The 15,314-nt window shown below is 43.8% G+C and carries 16 protein-coding genes and 1 pseudogene; 4 read left to right on the plus strand and 13 right to left on the minus strand.

From position 1 onward, the window contains the following. Positions 1-24: 24 nt before the first annotated feature. Complete coding sequence (gene galE, locus J9317_RS19475; RefSeq protein ID WP_211561687.1) at positions 25-1,008, minus strand: UDP-glucose 4-epimerase GalE; 984 nt, start codon at positions 1,006-1,008, stop codon at positions 25-27. Positions 1,009-1,020: 12 nt separating this feature from the next. Then, positions 1,021-2,193 carry a galactokinase gene (locus J9317_RS19480; RefSeq protein ID WP_211561689.1) on the minus strand — a complete coding sequence of 391 codons (1,173 nt, stop codon included), beginning with the start codon at positions 2,191-2,193 and terminating at the stop codon, positions 1,021-1,023. A gap of 234 nt (positions 2,194-2,427) precedes the next feature. On the opposite strand from J9317_RS19480, the gene J9317_RS19485 reads away from it, so the two are divergent. Next, positions 2,428-3,309 carry an AraC family transcriptional regulator gene (locus J9317_RS19485; protein ID WP_211561691.1) on the plus strand — a complete coding sequence of 294 codons (882 nt, stop codon included), beginning with the start codon at positions 2,428-2,430 and terminating at the stop codon, positions 3,307-3,309. Between the two features lie 2 nt (positions 3,310-3,311). Here J9317_RS19485 and J9317_RS19490 read toward each other — a convergent pair whose 3' ends face one another. The 4 genes from J9317_RS19490 to J9317_RS19505 form a co-directional block, all read right to left on the minus strand. Beyond that, on the minus strand, positions 3,312-3,545 hold the full coding sequence (locus J9317_RS19490; RefSeq protein ID WP_249292255.1) for a hypothetical protein: 234 nt from the start codon (positions 3,543-3,545) through the stop codon (positions 3,312-3,314). Positions 3,546-3,640: 95 nt separating this feature from the next. Beyond that, complete coding sequence (locus J9317_RS19495; RefSeq protein WP_211561694.1) at positions 3,641-5,233, minus strand: solute:sodium symporter family transporter; 1,593 nt, start codon at positions 5,231-5,233, stop codon at positions 3,641-3,643. A 301-nt stretch (positions 5,234-5,534) separates the two neighbouring features. Next, entirely contained in the window at positions 5,535-6,470 is a 936-nt protein-coding gene (locus tag J9317_RS19500; protein WP_211561696.1) for an NAD(P)H-binding protein, read from the minus strand. 75 nt (positions 6,471-6,545) lie between these two features. Further along, entirely contained in the window at positions 6,546-7,127 is a 582-nt protein-coding gene (locus J9317_RS19505; protein ID WP_211561698.1) for a TetR/AcrR family transcriptional regulator, read from the minus strand. Between the two features lie 164 nt (positions 7,128-7,291). On the opposite strand from J9317_RS19505, the gene J9317_RS19510 reads away from it, so the two are divergent. Continuing rightward, positions 7,292-8,104 carry a bifunctional hydroxymethylpyrimidine kinase/phosphomethylpyrimidine kinase gene (locus tag J9317_RS19510; protein ID WP_211561700.1) on the plus strand — a complete coding sequence of 271 codons (813 nt, stop codon included), beginning with the start codon at positions 7,292-7,294 and terminating at the stop codon, positions 8,102-8,104. Here J9317_RS19510 and J9317_RS19515 read toward each other — a convergent pair. After that, positions 8,067-8,579 (minus strand): hypothetical protein, encoded by a 513-nt coding sequence (locus J9317_RS19515; RefSeq protein WP_211561702.1) that lies wholly within the window; start codon positions 8,577-8,579, stop codon positions 8,067-8,069. The genes J9317_RS19510 and J9317_RS19515 overlap by 38 nt on opposite strands. Positions 8,580-8,970: 391 nt before the next feature. Here J9317_RS19515 and J9317_RS19520 point away from each other — a divergent pair, with 391 nt between their 5' ends. Further along, on the plus strand, positions 8,971-9,204 hold the full coding sequence (locus J9317_RS19520; RefSeq protein WP_211561704.1) for a hypothetical protein: 234 nt from the start codon (positions 8,971-8,973) through the stop codon (positions 9,202-9,204). Between the two features lie 35 nt (positions 9,205-9,239). On the opposite strand, the gene nfsA is transcribed toward J9317_RS19520, so the two are convergent. The 4 genes and pseudogenes from nfsA to J9317_RS19540 form a co-directional block, all read right to left on the minus strand. Beyond that, on the minus strand, positions 9,240-9,986 hold the full coding sequence (gene nfsA, locus J9317_RS19525; protein ID WP_211561706.1) for an oxygen-insensitive NADPH nitroreductase: 747 nt from the start codon (positions 9,984-9,986) through the stop codon (positions 9,240-9,242). Positions 9,987-10,208: 222 nt separating this feature from the next. Next, a pseudogene (locus J9317_RS19530) lies at positions 10,209-11,044 on the minus strand (YitT family protein). A 173-nt stretch (positions 11,045-11,217) separates the two neighbouring features. Beyond that, the gene (locus J9317_RS19535; RefSeq protein ID WP_211561708.1) at positions 11,218-12,429 is read right to left on the minus strand and encodes an MFS transporter; all 1,212 of its coding nucleotides are present in this window, start codon (positions 12,427-12,429) and stop codon (positions 11,218-11,220) included. Positions 12,430-12,702: 273 nt separating this feature from the next. After that, positions 12,703-13,326, minus strand: a complete 624-nt coding sequence (locus J9317_RS19540; RefSeq protein ID WP_211561710.1) for a flavodoxin family protein — start codon at positions 13,324-13,326, stop codon at positions 12,703-12,705. Between the two features lie 212 nt (positions 13,327-13,538). Between J9317_RS19540 and J9317_RS19545 the strand changes: the two genes are divergently transcribed. Beyond that, on the plus strand, positions 13,539-13,829 hold the full coding sequence (locus tag J9317_RS19545; protein WP_035407889.1) for a spore morphogenesis/germination protein YwcE: 291 nt from the start codon (positions 13,539-13,541) through the stop codon (positions 13,827-13,829). Between the two features lie 471 nt (positions 13,830-14,300). Here the strand turns inward: J9317_RS19545 and qoxD are convergent, their stop codons facing one another. Together qoxD and qoxC are read right to left on the minus strand one after the other, a co-directional pair. Next, the gene (gene qoxD / locus J9317_RS19550) at positions 14,301-14,687 is read right to left on the minus strand and encodes a cytochrome aa3 quinol oxidase subunit IV (protein WP_035410278.1); all 387 of its coding nucleotides are present in this window, start codon (positions 14,685-14,687) and stop codon (positions 14,301-14,303) included. Position 14,688: 1 nt separating this feature from the next. Beyond that, positions 14,689-15,303, minus strand: a complete 615-nt coding sequence (qoxC, locus tag J9317_RS19555; protein ID WP_211561719.1) for a cytochrome aa3 quinol oxidase subunit III — start codon at positions 15,301-15,303, stop codon at positions 14,689-14,691. Positions 15,304-15,314 lie beyond the last annotated feature (11 nt).

Raw genomic sequence — 15,314 nt, forward strand, 5'->3', positions numbered from 1 at the left:
CTCCCTATTGAATAGCTGAAGACTTTAGTAGCCTTTTGGATTCTTTTGAAACCAATTCCAAGCACTTTCAATGATTGTATGAAGATCGGCATATTTCGGCTTCCATCCAAGCTCCTGCATCACTTTTTCAGAGGACGCCACAAGTCTGGCCGGATCTCCTGCCCGTCTTGGAGCAACCTCTGCCGGTATCGGATGTCCCGTTACCTGGCGAGCCACATCGATGACTTCCTTCACTGAAAAGCCATTTCCATTTCCGAGATTATACGTACCGCTCACACGCTGTTTTCTTAAAGAATCAAGGGCAAGCAAATGAGCGTCAGCAAGATCGGTCACATGAATGTAGTCCCTGATGCATGTACCGTCCGGTGTAGCATAGTCATCTCCGAAAATCATGATTTTGTCGCGCTGCCCAAGCGCTACTTGAAGAATAATTGGAATGAGGTGTGTTTCCGGCTGATGGTCTTCGCCAAGCTTTCCATCCATATGGGCACCCGCAACATTAAAGTAGCGAAGAACCATATAATTTAGTCCGTACGCCTGCTCTGACCACTTCAGCATTTTTTCAATCGCAAGCTTCGTTTCTCCATATGGATTCGTCGGTTCGGTCGGCTCGGTTTCCTGGATTGGAATATTTTTTGCCTCCCCGTAAGCCGCTGCTGTTGAAGAGAAAACAATCTTTTTTACGCCAAATTCCTTCATAACCTTTAAAAGGGACAGGGCGCCATACACATTGTTATCGTAATATTTCAATGGATCCTCAACGCTTTCTCCAACTAAGGAGTCTGCCGCAAAGTGCATAACCGCCTCAATTTCATTCTCTTCAAAAAGCTTTCTTAGGAAAGCCTCGTCTCTCAAGTCGCCTGTATAGAGCTTCGCACCTTCTAAAACGGCTTCAATATGCCCTTTTTGCAGACTGTCTGCTACGATCACCTTTTCCCCGCGATCCAACAGCTCTGATACTGCATGGCTTCCAATGTAACCCGCTCCGCCGCAAACTAAAATTGACATGTCTTTTCCTCCTCAAATATGAGTGATTTCACGTGCTCCTTCACCAACCTCAACTACATAAAACTCAGGGGTAAGCCCTATTTCTTTTTTATAGGCAGCGCCGGCCTCTGAAATAAATTTTTCGACAGCTGATTTCCGAACAATGCTGACGGTGCACCCTCCGAATCCTGCTCCAGTCATTCTGGAGCCGATTACACCCGGCTGTTTCCATGCGATTTCCACCATGGCATCGAGTTCTTTCCCGGTTACTTCATAGTCATCCCTTAAAGATAAATGGGAATCATTCATTAATTGTCCGAATCCCTCTTCATCTCCATCATGCAGCTTCTTAACTGCCTGTAATGTACGGATGTTTTCAAGCACCGCATGTTTTGCTCTTTTGCGGTCTGTTTCGTTTTCAATGAGATGCTGATTTTCTTCAAATTCTTCTGCTGTTAAGTCTCCAAGTGAATGGATATCAAGCCTCGTTTGCAGATTTTTCAGCGCACGCTCGCATTCTGCGCGGCGCTCATTGTATTTAGAATCTGCGAGCGTTCTTCGTTTCCCTGTATTGGAGATCACGAGAACAGAATCCTTCAGCTCCAGCGGGCTGTACTGATATTCAAGAGTTTGGCAGTTTAGCAGAACTGCAGCGTCCTTTTTCCCCATCCCAATCGCGAACTGATCCATTATGCCGCAGCTGACACCGATAAATTCATTTTCTGCATGCTGGCTCATTTTGACAAGCTCTAATCTATCAATCGTTGATCTTGTGAGCTCATTTATCATGACAGCAGAAGCCAGTTCGATGGAAGCGGAAGAGGACAGGCCTGCGCCATTCGGAATGTTGCCGTAAAACAGAACATCCAGTCCATGATTCATCTGGATTCCCCTCAGACTGAACTCCTTCAGGACACCCTTCGGATAATTCGCCCAATCATGCTCCTTCTTATATAGGAGATCATCCGCCTGAAATTCGATCATGCCATTATCTTCAAAGTTCAGCGAATACATACGCATCATTTGATCGCTTCTCTCTCTAACCAAGCAATACGTCCCTACATTAAGTGCACAGGGAAACACGTGGCCGCCGTTATAATCCGTATGTTCACCTATTAAATTCACTCTTCCTGGGGCAAAGAAGACTCTCGGTTCTGTACCTTTGCCGAATACTTCATTAAATTGATTAATTAACTGTGTATGCATACGTCACCCACCTGACATTCTATAAAAATTATTCATTGAAAACGTATTCAATATCTACTTTCATTGTAGAGGTGTGAACAGGGGATGACAATGGTAAAATAGTTAAGAACTATAGGTATTTTTTTGCTTGCAAGAAAACATCCTGTTGCGGATGACTTCAACGCTTATTTGACTTTTACGTCATAAGCATTCAATCGATAAAACAATCTTTTTTTGCTTGGAGGGGGATCGATTATGTCAGATTCACAGTACGGAGCGGTCGCCTTCCGCTTTAAAGAGGAACCAGTCAATCACCTCGCACAGCTCTGGTCAGTCGGCTGGGACTTGCAGTCATCTCCGATTTATTCCTGGAGCGGTACAGAGCGCAAGGATCTTGGCAAGGTCATTTTTCAGGTCACCTTATCCGGCTATGGGGAAATTCAGATAGATGGCAGGACGCATCGTGTTCAGCCCGGTCAGGCTTTTATTGTAAAAAGCCCGAGTGATTACCGTTATTATTTGCCTGAAACAAGCGAAAAGTGGGAGTTTATGTACGTGACGCTTTTTGGCCAGGAAGCGGATCGCTGCTTCGAACACATCAAGGAAAAAACGAACCAGGTCATCCGGTTTCATCCTGAATCTGTTCCAGTCAAGCTTGTTAAACAGATCTATGATGAAGCCAACAGCAAAAATATAACGTCAGCTTATAAAGGCTCAAGTCTTGCTTATCAATTCATTATGGAGCTTTACGAATATGTATCGGCGATGGACAGGGAAATGGAAGACTGGCCTGAAAGCATAGTCAGTGCTGTCCTGTTTGCCAGACATTCGTACCACAATCCCATCGGTCCTGATGAAATGGCGGATGCATCCGGGCTCTCCCGTTACCACTTCACGAGAATCTTTAAGAAAAATACAGGTCTCACACCGATTCAATATTTAACGAATATCCGCATTGCAAAGGCGCTTGAGCTTCTTTGTCACACCAAATATACAATCGAGGAAATTGCTGTACTTGTAGGCTATACGAACGCAAATTACTTAAATAAGGTGTGCCGGAAAGTAACAGGCAAATCCCCAGGACAGCTCAGAAAAGAAAAAGCCGGGTGGCAGCAGGATAAATTCATTCAGGAATAGACTTATGTATCTATTTCAATCGTCAGCGAACCCTTTGAGTGGACAATTTTCATGCTGGTCCCAGGAGTCATGATATTTTCAAAAATATCCTTGGCCGTTTGAAGAGCGAGCTCCATCCGCTCCGCTTTCTCCGCTTCTTCCTCGTTCAATTCACTTTGACGAAGGGCGGAAAGCACTTGGTCATGGTCTTTCTCCAAACGCTCATAAATTTCATCGTATAAGGCTTGAATTTTCAACGTGTTCACCTGCTTCTTATCCATTTGTGGCCTATTATATCATGATTTAGAGGATGAAAAAAAACCGCCGGACCCATGTCCGGCGGCTTTCCTCATTATCCATTTGCAAATCCAGCTGATGAGAAGAGTACATAGACGGTAATCATTGCAACAACCGCGGCAAAGCCCATTGGATAGAGGAGCTTCCAAGGCGTCATATCCACGACCTTCTGATCTTCAAGCTCATAGACCGTGTCCTTAGGCCAGATTTTTCCGATCAGGAGCATCAGTCCGACACACAGAACAAACAATACAGCAAGAATGTGAAGGAAATGAATTCCCGTATCCCAAACAAGCTGGGTGATTGCATATACCGAAATGAACAGCGCCAGCGAAATTTTCGCAGCAATGGCCGGCACCCGTTTCGTTGCATATCCAACAATGATAATGGTCAGAATCGGCACATTATAGAATCCGTTTACAATCTGGAGATACTGGAAAAACCCTTGCGGAACAAACATGATCAGCGGTGCCACACACATGGCAAATATAGCAAGGAACGTACCGACAATTTTCCCGTTTTTCACAACCTGTGCATCCGTTGCATTTGGACGAATAAAAGGCTTGTAAATGTTTAACGCAAAAAGTGTAACCGATGAGTTTAATGCAGAATTAAAGGAGGATAATATCGCTCCAAACAATACGGCTGCAAAGAACCCGACAAGAGGAGTAGGAAGTACATGGTTTACAAGCTTTGGATAAGCCTCCATCGGTTCCAGTCCAGGACCAAAGATATTATAAGCGATGATTCCCGGCAGGATTAGAAAGGCAGGACCCAACAGTTTCAGAAATGCTGTGATGACAAGCCCTTTTTGCCCTTCTTTCAGATTTTTGGCAGCAAGCGCCCTTTGAATAATATGCTGTGCTGTTCCCCAATAAAAAAGGTTAACAAGCAGCATTCCCGTAAACATCGTACTGAAAGGAACAGGATCCGTATTGGATCCAATTGAATTCAATTTTTCCGGTGTATTTTCAGCAATAGACTGGAAGCCCGCAATCGGTGAACCATCTCCAAGCATTGTCAATCCAAGGAACGGAATAAGAAGTCCTCCAATGAGCAGCCCTATTCCGTTTATCGTATCGGACACTGCGACCGCTTTCAAACCGCCGAATATCGCATAAATCGATCCAATAATTCCAATCGCCCAAACCATTATCCAGATTGAGGTTTCATAGCTTACACCAAACACTTCCTGCACATTAAAAATCGAGCTTAATGCTGTCGCTCCTGAATACAAGATGGGAGGAAGAAGATTAAGGACATATCCAAACAAGAAAAGGAGCGTAACAATCTGTTTTGTTCCGCTGTCGAACCGTTTTTCAAGAAAATCCGGGATGGTCGTAATTCCTCCCTTTAAATAGCGCGGGAGCAAGAAAAAGGCTACTAAAACAAGCGCGATTGAGGATCCAACCTCCCAGCCCATTACTGACATATTAAACTTATAACCGTCTGCATTCAGCCCGACTAGCTGCTCAGTTGATAGATTTGTCAGCAATAAAGACCCTGCAATTACCCAGGCCCCAAGGCTCCGGCCACCCAGGAAATAACCATCCTGAGTATCAAGCTTCTCATCCCTCGTCAGAAAATAGGAAATAACAGCCACTAAACCCGTGAAAAAGATAAACGAAAATACCGTCAATACATTCATGCAACCAGCTCCCAGTTGTGTAGTTAACGCTTTCAAAATGACTTGTGCACACTTTATTAATTTAATAAACTATGACTAATCTTCAGTGCTTCCCATTTTATTAACGCTTTCACATTCCGTCAACCGGGCCAAAATTGCTCGTTTAGAGGACATTTTTGCTTGAGGGGAAAAGCTGCATGGAGTTATTGAGCGGAGGATACTGGGTTTGACGCTGCTGTGGGATAGCCGCTTTGTCTGACGAACTATTCATACAAAGCTCTGCGAAAAAAAGCCATCCAACACTGGATAGCCGGAATACTGCTTATTCATTTTTTTTCATGTAAGCGAGCGTCTTGCTGATCCCAGCTTCGTATGGTGTAGCAGGAAGGATCCCGATATGGTTTTGATATTTTTCCCCTGAGAGGATGACCGGGTTCTCATATAAATACATCATTTCTCTCATTTCCTTCATATTCCGATCAAACAGCCCCATCAGCCAAATTGTACGTTTCCCTATCTTCAACACTGGTTTTGTATAGGCTGCTTCCCTTTGAAAAATTTGCATCAATTCCTTTCCGCTGATCACACCTGAACCGGGAATATTCCAGTTCTGACCGAATGAATCCTCTTTCATTGCCAGTGCAACGGCTGCCTTTGCACCGTCCGGTGTATAAATGTATTCCCTTTTACTGTTCAGATCCCCAATGAAAATCGTTCTTTTATTCGAAGAAACTGGTTTGAGCGTTTGATGCAGAAGAGTATTTTCAGCATTAGGTCCGTAGTAATCCGGAAAATGAAGGATCATATAGCTTACTCCTGATTCCTTTACCATTTTTTCAAGGGAAAGGCGAATCTGCCCTTTCTTAGTATGAGGACTTTTTTGCGCTGTTTCTTCTACTTTTTTGCCATTCTGCTTTCCATAGGCGTAAATATTATCAATAATAATGAGTTTAGCGTTTTCAGCTTTAGCCGCATTGATTGCATTCTTCATAATAGCTGGGTGTCCCTCTGTCCAATCCGGATAAGGTACACTTACTGTATGAAAGATCATATCCGCTCCTTTGCAGGCATTGAGGATATCCCTTTCTGCATATGCATCACCGATTACAATCCCGACTCCTTCTTTTCCTCCAAAAAGCCGCTCCAATTTCGCTTTGTTCCTGGCAAAGGCTGTGACCTTAAAACCTTTCTCGATCAGCTCATTAACAAGGGAGTATCCCATTCCTCCGGATGCTCCTAAAACGACTGCATTTTTCATAAAATATCATCCTTTTGTTTTTATTTAACCATCGGTCAATAAAGTGTAAAAAGCAGGCCGCAGAGTAATCTGCAGCTAAGATTTCGGAACTAGTGTATTCATTAAAAACTGCACATGATGATTGGCCATCTCTCTTGAATCCTCAAACGCCATTCCCGTTTTGCTGTAATGAGTCACAAATCCATGCAGCGAAAGGAAAATGGACCAGATTTGCGAAACCGTGACGCTGCCTGCAGAAAGCTTGTATATAGATTGAGCAAACTTTTCATAGCTTAAATTTGGCTCCTGCGCAAAGTAGCTCTTCACTTCCTCATCTTTTATAAGGAACATCACTTCATAATGGCTTTGATGAGTCAGTCCGAATTCAATGTAACCGAATAATATGCTTCTCAGCTTCTCTTCATTGGATAACTGTTTCTTCTCAAGGATCTCATCCAGCACCTCATTTAGTAATTGAAAGTCCTCACGCACCATTGCATAAAAAAGCTCAGCCTTGCTTTTGAAATGGTAATAAATAGATCCATGGCTGTAACCGAGCTCGGCTGCAATTTTTCTCACTGAAACATTCTGATACCCTTCCGCTACAAAGAGTTCCCGGGCTGAAGCAATAATGATGTCTCTAGTTAATTCCTGTTTAACTGCTTTTCTTGCTGCCACTTTTACACCCCGTTTTATTAACCGATGTTCAATTAATAATTTACCTCATTTTTCCACCAATAGCAACCCCTTTTCTCCCTCGGCCAGGAATCTTTATAACAGAGCAATCAATTGGTATAATAAACAAGATAAATAAAAGGTTAATTTGGATGGAGGTACAACATATGAACATGCCTAAAGCATTAACCATTGCCGGTTCGGACAGCAGCGGCGGAGCAGGAATCCAAGCTGACCTGAAAACCTTCCAGGAGCATGGTGTATACGGAATGTCTGCTTTAACTGTGATTGTCGCGATGGATCCCCATAACGAATGGCACCATCAAGTCTTCCCGGTTGAGCTCGATGTGATAAAGCCCCAGCTTTCTACAATCGTTGAAGGTATCGGAGCGGACGCAATGAAGACCGGCATGCTGCCAACTGTGGATATTATCCGCCTTGCAGCGGATACGATTAAGAAACATGGTCTGAAAAACGTAGTAGTCGATCCCGTTATGGTGTGCAAGGGAGCAGATGAGGTTCTGTACCCAGAGCTTGCTGAAGCACTGCGTGATATTCTGACGCCGGTTGCTACCGTAGTGACGCCTAATCTTTTCGAAGCCGGACAGCTAAGCGGTATTGGAACCATTACTACAGTCGAACAAATGAAAGACGCTGCAGCGAAAATCCATGCACTAGGCGCTCCTTATGTTCTTGTCAAAGGCGGCGGAAAACTTGAGCATGAAAAAGCAGTAGACGTTCTCTACGACGGAACGGATTTCGAAATTCTGGAAAGCGAACGGATCGACACAACTTACACCCACGGCGCAGGATGCACATACTCATCTGCTATCACGGCAAACCTGGCAAAAGGCCTGGACGTAAAAGATGCCATATACGAAGCGAAGAAATTTATTACAGCAGCGATTAAACATTCCTTCCCGCTTAATGAATATGTAGGACCTACCAACCATGCAGGCTTGAGACTGCACGGAGAATAAATAACAAAAAACAGCCCGTTGATGCACGGGCTGTTTTTTGTTTGGATGTGGAGGTGGGGGTGGGTAATCTGATATGGTTGGGAGACGCCTCGCATTGTGCTTTTTCAGGATTGAAGTCTGGGAAGGCACGCTTTTTTTCGTTTGCCTGGCAATCTTGCCTGGCATCGCACGCTTTTCCCGGTTTGCCTGGCATTCTTGCCTGGCATTGCACGCTTTTCCTTGTTTGCCTGGCATTCTTGCCTGGCATTGCACACATTTCCCTGTTTGCCTGGAATTCTTGCCTGGCATCGCACACATTTCCCCGTTTGCCTGGCATTCTTGCCTGGCATTGCAGGCTTTTCCTTGTTTGCGTGGCATTCTTGCCTAGCATTGCACGCTTTTCCCCGGTTGTCTGGCAATCTTGCCTGGCATCGCACGCTTTTCCCGGTTTGCCTGGCATTGCACTTCGTACCACGTTTGCAGTGATTTCTGCCATTTTCTCCGATTATCACATCTATTAGTATTATTAATACTGATTTCGGAAAACATCCAGTTATCCACAATTTTATGAAGCTTTGGTTATTATTTTGTAAATTATTAGATATACACAGGGGAAAACTCCTTTACAAACATCTTATCCACAGAACTTATCAACATATCCACAAAAGTTACCCACATTTTGTGTGGGTACATGCGTTCCCTACTATATCTGCACTTGGTATTTTAGTCATACACAAGTTGTTCACAGGTTTTCTATTATCAACAAGGAATTGGGAAGGGCTATGGAGAATTTATGGGAGATGGAAAGGTAAAACTTTTACGGAGTTTGCTTATTTCCATTTGCTGGTGTGCTAGAATAATAGAAAAAGCCGGGGGAAACTGCTTCAATGCCAGAACTTTTATTAATATTTCTCATTGCTTATGCAGTCTGCTTTATCCTGTTTTCCATTTTGTTTTCCTTTTTATATTTATTTTCAGGAAAAAAGAGGCCATTGGGCCAGGCTGCAGAAGATGTCGTCGATCTTCTCATCTTAACGCCTGCCGGATGGATTATTTCGATTTTATACTTTTTGTATCTTGTGGCAGCTTTTCCTTTTTGGTGGTTCTCAAAACGTAAATAGGGAACAAGCCCCCGGGTATGCTGGGGCTTGTTTCTTTACTTCTTGTCAAAGCCTTTCTTTTGAACAAAGTCTTTCATATACATCCTTTGGGGATGGGATAGCATTTGCGCCATTTGGCCGGTCCATGTATCAGAGCGCCTTCCGTCCGTGCGTTCATTGTAGTAGGCGGACACAGTTTCGTTATACTCTTTCAGCTGCTCTTCGTATTGCTCTCCAGTGTCATACTGTTCTTCAAAATAAAGATGGTTAAATGGAAGCCGCGGTTTTACATCCGGGTTTTGGTCCGGGTAGCCAATTGTCATTCCAAAGAGCGGAATTACCCGGTCAGGAGTTTTAAGAACATTTGATACTTCAGGAAGATTGTTCCTCAACCCTCCGATATAGCAGATGCCAAGTCCCATTGATTCTGCAGCGATTGCTGTATTTTGGGCAGCGAGAGCAGCATCAATGATCGCTACCATGAATTTTTCAGTGCTTTCAATGGAATCGGTGACATCTTGTTTCTCCATTTCCCCTACTTTTTGGTGGCGGTAAAGGTCTGCGCAGAATACAAAGAAGTGGCCGTTATGTGCCACATATGACTGGTTTCCTGCAAGCTCTGCCAGCTTCTGCTTCGTTTCAGGGTTTTTCACGCCGATGATTGAGTAGGCTTGAATATTGCTGGATGTAGAAGCAGCCTGTGCGGCTTTTACGAGCAGGGATATTTGTTCGTCCGTGAGGGGACGATCCTGGAATTTTCGTATTGAGCGGTGATTTAAGATGGTTTCAATTGTTGTATTCATTTGATTCAATCCTTTCTAATGCATATCGGTCAGAACTATTTAAGCGGGCTGATAGAACAGCAAATAGAGCGTTTTGCATCTTTAGCTTTTCTTCCATAACACAGCTGCATCCTCATGAATTTCCTGATTAAAGAGTATCGGAGTTGATTGGCCTCCGTCAAACAATTGAATTGGAGCGGCTTTAGCCGAAAAAAAATCCCCTTCAGAGATCGAAGGGGTTCCTTAAGTTTTCGGGAAGGTAAAGCCTTCTCCGAATACATCGCGAACGTCATGGATTACGACAAACGCTTTGTCATCAATTTTATGAACGATTTTTTTCAGCTGAAACAGCTCTTGTTTATTAATGACGATATAGAGAATATCGCGCGATTCTTTCGTATAGCTGCCTTTTGCAGAAATAACCGTGACACCCCGGTCCATATCTTCATTAACCCGGCTCGCGACTTCATCCGCATGATCAGAAATAATGGTGGCGGCTTTTCTCGTATCGAAGCCTTCCAGAATATAATCGAGCACCTTGGTACTAATGTAGATAGAGATTACGGTATACATGGTATTAGCAGCACCTATGACAAAATAAGAGCTTAGCACCACAATCATATCGAACAGCAGCATCGAGCTGCTTACACTCCAGCCAAAATATTTTTGAGTCATTCTCGCTAGAATGGCCGAGCCCCCGTTGTACCGCCTGCGCGAAGAACGAGTCCGAGACCGATCCCGATGAAAATACCGGCAAAAACGGTTCCCAAGATGGCATCTTCAATTGGTGCTGCCATTCCTTCCGTTAGATGCAGGAAAACGGAAGTGAACACAATGGAGATGATAGAATAATAGGTTACACGCTTGCTCAGCAAGCGAAAGCCGACTGAAAGCAAAATACCGTTCATTATGAAGTTGGTAATTCCAGGCGACCAATGAAGCACATAATAAAGAAGCATCGAAATTCCCGTTACGCCGCCTTCACCCAGTTCATTTGGGATGGCAAACAGATTAACTCCGATTGCAAAAAAGAAAGATCCTATGATGAGCAGGCTGTATTCTTTAATATTTGTTAGCATAGTTGTCTCTCCTTGAAGATTTTCGTAAAAAAAGCGCCGGTGTCCGGAACAGATCTTTTCCGTGCAGCGGTCTTCCGAAACACTGAACAGACCTGCCTCCTTCAGACCTCAGGCTGCAAGTCTGTCCATTACTATAGCACCCTCTAAAGCGATTATCAACACTCAGAAGGGTATTAAAATTCTTCCATTTCCGTTTGTTTCGTTTCCCTTCCCAGAAATGCAACTGAAAGCACACCGATGATGATGGAGAAACAGAAAATTGTAAAGATCGTTCCTATTTCAACATTCATTTTAATCATATAACCAACAAGCAGCGGTCCCAATATTCCACCGATTCTTCCGAACGAGGCCGCCATCCCTGATCCTGTTCCCCGAATGGAAGTTGGATACTGTTCAGGGGTGTATGCATAGAGCGCTCCCCATGCCCCAAGATTAAAGAAGGAAAGAAACATTCCTGACGCAAGAAGCAGCGCTGGTGTTTCTGCATTTCCAAAGAAATAGGCACTCAGAGCAGTACCTGACAGGTAAACAATCAGGACAAATTTCCGGCCCTTTTTTTCAATCAGCCAGGCCGCACTGAAGTAACCTGGAAGCTGAGCAAGAGTCATAATAAGGACATATTCAAAACTTTTAATTAAGGTGAATCCTTTCATGGTCATGACGCTTGGCAGCCATAGAAACATACCGTAATAGGAAAATACCACGGAAAACCATAGAATCCAAAGCATAGCGGTGCGTTTTTTGTATTTCCCGCTCCATACCTTCGCTACTTTTTGCAGCATCGTTTCCTGGTCTTTTTCCTGAACAGCCTTAAACGCTTTGGAATCCGGAAGATTCCATCGTAAATATAGTGCATAAAATGCAGGAAGTGCACTGATGACCAGTGCTGTCTGCCAGCCAAAACGCGGAATGATAAAGAAGGCAATCAAGGCTGCAAGGAGCCATCCGCCTGCCCAAAAGCTTTCAAGAAGTACGACGATGCGGCCTCTTTCATGCGGTTTCACACTTTCTGAGACGAGCGTCGAGGCAACCGGTAGCTCGCCACCTAAACCCATTCCTATGATAAATCGCAAAACAAGAAAAACAGGCAGTGCCCAAGCCAGGGCAGATAGTCCGCTTCCCACAGAAAACAACAGAAGAGTGATAATAAAAACGTTTTTTCTGCCGATGCGGTCCGCCATCAAGCCAAAAATGAGAGCCCCGGCTGCCATCCCAATTGAATTGACCGAGCCGATCCAAGCCATTTGATCCGGTTTCAGATGCCATTCAACCGCAAGCGCGGCGATAATAAATGAGAGGAGTCCAACATCCATTGCATCAAACATCCAACCCATTCCTGCTATCCCTAAAAGCTTCCGTTTCGAAAGCTTTGTTTGATCATTCATATGTAACACCCTTCTTTTTCAAAATTCTTCTTTATTATGTCACATTCCTTTATTTTAGGAAATAAGAATAGGTGAAACAGCTTGCAGGAATGCGCCATTCACTCTAATCAACAGGTGTTAAGCTTTAACATAATCCTATGCAAATTAAAAAGCCTGACTTTCCAGGCTTTTTCAGGTTCTATACCACTTGTATACCGATTTCAATGTTAACCTCTGGCAGCTGCGGCGTTTCCACTGTGTTCTAATTTCAGCAAGCCTCATTCTATTTCTTTCTTATTGAATTACCGTACCCTGAGCAGGAATTGGGTTTCCTTTCAGCATTCTGGCAAAATGCATCAGGTTAAACGCAAGCATTTGCACATGCTGTTTTGTAAATTCATTTTTATGTCCATCCGCTTCAATAAAAGAAGGACCTGGTCCAGCCTCTCCCACCCAATATGTATCAACATTTGGAGGAACGGTAAAGCCCATATGCGAAAGACCGTACAAAATGGATTTGGCCGCATCTTTTGCTCCATCCTCATTCCCTGTTACAACGACTCCGCCGACTTTGTTGTAATAGATGGATTGTCCTTTTTCATTGGTCAGGCTGCTTCCGCCATACAGCCTCTCCATAACCATGGCTGCAATGCTGCTTTTCTCCCCAATCCAAAGGGGGGTGCCTATGATTAAAATATCCGCCTCTATCACTTTTTCAAAGATCTGCGGCCATTCATCTCCTCCACCCATATCATCGGAGATTCCAAAAGCGACTTTATAGTCAGCTACTCTGACTGTTTCAACAAATACTCCTTCACGCTGCATGATGCCGGTGGCCTTTTTGACTAACGCTTCAGTATTCGATTCTTCATCGCCCTTTTTTAAGGAACAGTTTAATACCAGTGCTTTTACCGTCATGTTTTGAGCCTCCTCAAAGTATATAGTTTAAAAATTCCACAATTGAGAAATGCTAAACGTAAAAATAGGCAAATTTTCTCAAACAAAATCCTTTAATTATCAGAATTTTGTGTTATACTAATTGTAACAGAAAGTTCACAAATTGTTCTTTTCTCTGTCACAATTGGTCAAGTTATGTAAGCGCTAACAAATTTGACAAGGAGGTAAGTGAAATGGATGTGTTCGTGGTTTATCTTTTCATCGCGACAGCAACTCCTTTATTTCTCTGGCCTGAACGAAAGAGATTAGCAATCATCCATATTCCGTTTATTGTTGGAATGTGGGCTTACTTTCTCCTCTATCTCAGCGGAAGCTTAAATTTCATCGATCACTACGTCCTCAATATGATCTTCGTCGGCAATGTAGTATTTGCCCATATCGCAGCATTCCTAATTTATGCCTTCCCGATCATTAAGCGTGAGCATGAGAAGAAGCACGCTCCAAAATCACCAATTATTGAATAACCCTTGCATCGAACTCGGTGCAGGGTTTTTTCTTGTATTAGGCATCTCCGGATTCACTTCTACTCTGTTATCGGACGTTCACGCTTTTATCGAACACTCATGGATGGACATCGGACATTCTAGTACGGATATCGCCCGCTCCGCTTCCCACGTTTATCGGACGTTCACGATGTGAGCCCCATATTCAAGTACAGATTTCCAGCGGAGGTGACTTTATATTAGCCTCTGTTAAACTTGGCTGTGATTTCCGTTGCAGGCTGTTAGCTTATCCTTAGGCGGGCGGTGAGCCTCCTCCTGGCTTCGCCACTGCGGGGTCTCACCTGTCCCGCTGCTCCCGCAGGAGTCTCGCGCCTTCCACTCCAATCAACAGGTGTTAAAAATCAACATAAGACTTTAACAGAGCCTTATATTAAAACAAAAAACCGGTAATCGCTGCCCAATCTGGGATAGCGATTACCGGTTTACTATTGTTTATTTACCTTCATGTTCTCCATGTTCACCATGAGAAGGCGGGTTTTTCTGATGTTCTGAGTGACCGCCATGCGATCCCATTACCCAAACTGTTCCAGCTACGATTACAATCGCAATGAATGCTGCAAACACAGTATTGAGGGTTTGAATCCATCCGCTGCTGCTCTCTGTCATATGCATGAACATAAGCAGCTGAAGTGCAGCCTGGAAGAAAGCAAAGACGAAAATGATGATCAGGATAGTGGTATCAGAGAATCCTGATGCTAAGCCTACCCATAGAGCGAGCAATGTTAAAACGATGGATAATGCAAAACCAATGACATTGCTCCATGGGAATTTATCATGAGATGAATGTGTGTTATGAGATGTTTGAGTATTTCCAGCCATATTACAACACCATCCCCATCAAATAGACTCCAGTGAAAATGAAAATCCAGACGACGTCAAGGAAATGCCAGTAAAGACTTGAGATAAAAAGCTTGGTAGCAGTTTGTGGTGTTAAACCGCGCTTTTTAACCTGGATTAGGATTAAGGAAATCCATGCGATACCGATGGATACGTGAAGTCCGTGTGTCCCTGCAAGAACAAAGAATGCGGACCAGAAAGCACTTGTCTGGAGCGTAGCGCCTTCATGTACATACTCAACGAACTCAAATACTTCGTAGCCAACAAAGCCGGCGCCGAGAAGAAGGGTAATAATCGTCCAAATGAATACACCCTTCATGTTGTGGCGGCGCAGCTCATGAATGGCAATACCGCTTGTAAAACTGCTTATCAAAAGCAGGAATGTCATAATCAATACGCCTTCTACTTTGAACATATCCCCAGGAAGCGGACCATCTGCAGTTTGGTTAAATAATGCGAAATACGTTGCAAAAAGTGTAGAGAACAACGCAATTTCCGCTCCAAGGAAAATCCAGAAGCCTACAATATTCAATCTGCCTATTTCAGATTGATATTCCAGCGGCGTGTTTGAACCATCATGTGTGTGTGAATGTCCCAAATTTCACGCCT

This window comes from Metabacillus flavus, from assembly GCF_018283675.1.
GTDB classification, from domain to species: domain Bacteria; phylum Bacillota; class Bacilli; order Bacillales; family Bacillaceae; genus Metabacillus_B; species Metabacillus_B flavus.

Bases quoted from the DNA above. Each gene is read 5' to 3' on its own strand.
- galE (WP_211561687.1), bottom strand. From the start codon at position 1,008: ATGTCAATTTTAGTTTGCGGCGGAGCGGGTTACATTGGAAGCCATGCA.
- J9317_RS19480 (WP_211561689.1), bottom strand. From the start codon at position 2,193: ATGCATACACAGTTAATTAATCAATTTAATGAAGTATTCGGCAAAGGT.
- J9317_RS19485 (WP_211561691.1), top strand. From the start codon at position 2,428: ATGTCAGATTCACAGTACGGAGCGGTCGCCTTCCGCTTTAAAGAGGAA.
- J9317_RS19495 (WP_211561694.1), bottom strand. From the start codon at position 5,233: ATGAATGTATTGACGGTATTTTCGTTTATCTTTTTCACGGGTTTAGTG.
- J9317_RS19500 (WP_211561696.1), bottom strand. From the start codon at position 6,470: ATGAAAAATGCAGTCGTTTTAGGAGCATCCGGAGGAATGGGATACTCC.
- J9317_RS19510 (WP_211561700.1), top strand. From the start codon at position 7,292: ATGAACATGCCTAAAGCATTAACCATTGCCGGTTCGGACAGCAGCGGC.
- J9317_RS19515 (WP_211561702.1), bottom strand. From the start codon at position 8,579: ATGGCAGAAATCACTGCAAACGTGGTACGAAGTGCAATGCCAGGCAAA.
- J9317_RS19520 (WP_211561704.1), top strand. From the start codon at position 8,971: ATGCCAGAACTTTTATTAATATTTCTCATTGCTTATGCAGTCTGCTTT.
- nfsA (WP_211561706.1), bottom strand. From the start codon at position 9,986: ATGAATACAACAATTGAAACCATCTTAAATCACCGCTCAATACGAAAA.
- J9317_RS19535 (WP_211561708.1), bottom strand. From the start codon at position 12,429: ATGAATGATCAAACAAAGCTTTCGAAACGGAAGCTTTTAGGGATAGCA.
- J9317_RS19540 (WP_211561710.1), bottom strand. From the start codon at position 13,326: ATGACGGTAAAAGCACTGGTATTAAACTGTTCCTTAAAAAAGGGCGAT.
- J9317_RS19545 (WP_035407889.1), top strand. From the start codon at position 13,539: ATGGATGTGTTCGTGGTTTATCTTTTCATCGCGACAGCAACTCCTTTA.
- qoxD (WP_035410278.1), bottom strand. From the start codon at position 14,687: ATGGCTGGAAATACTCAAACATCTCATAACACACATTCATCTCATGAT.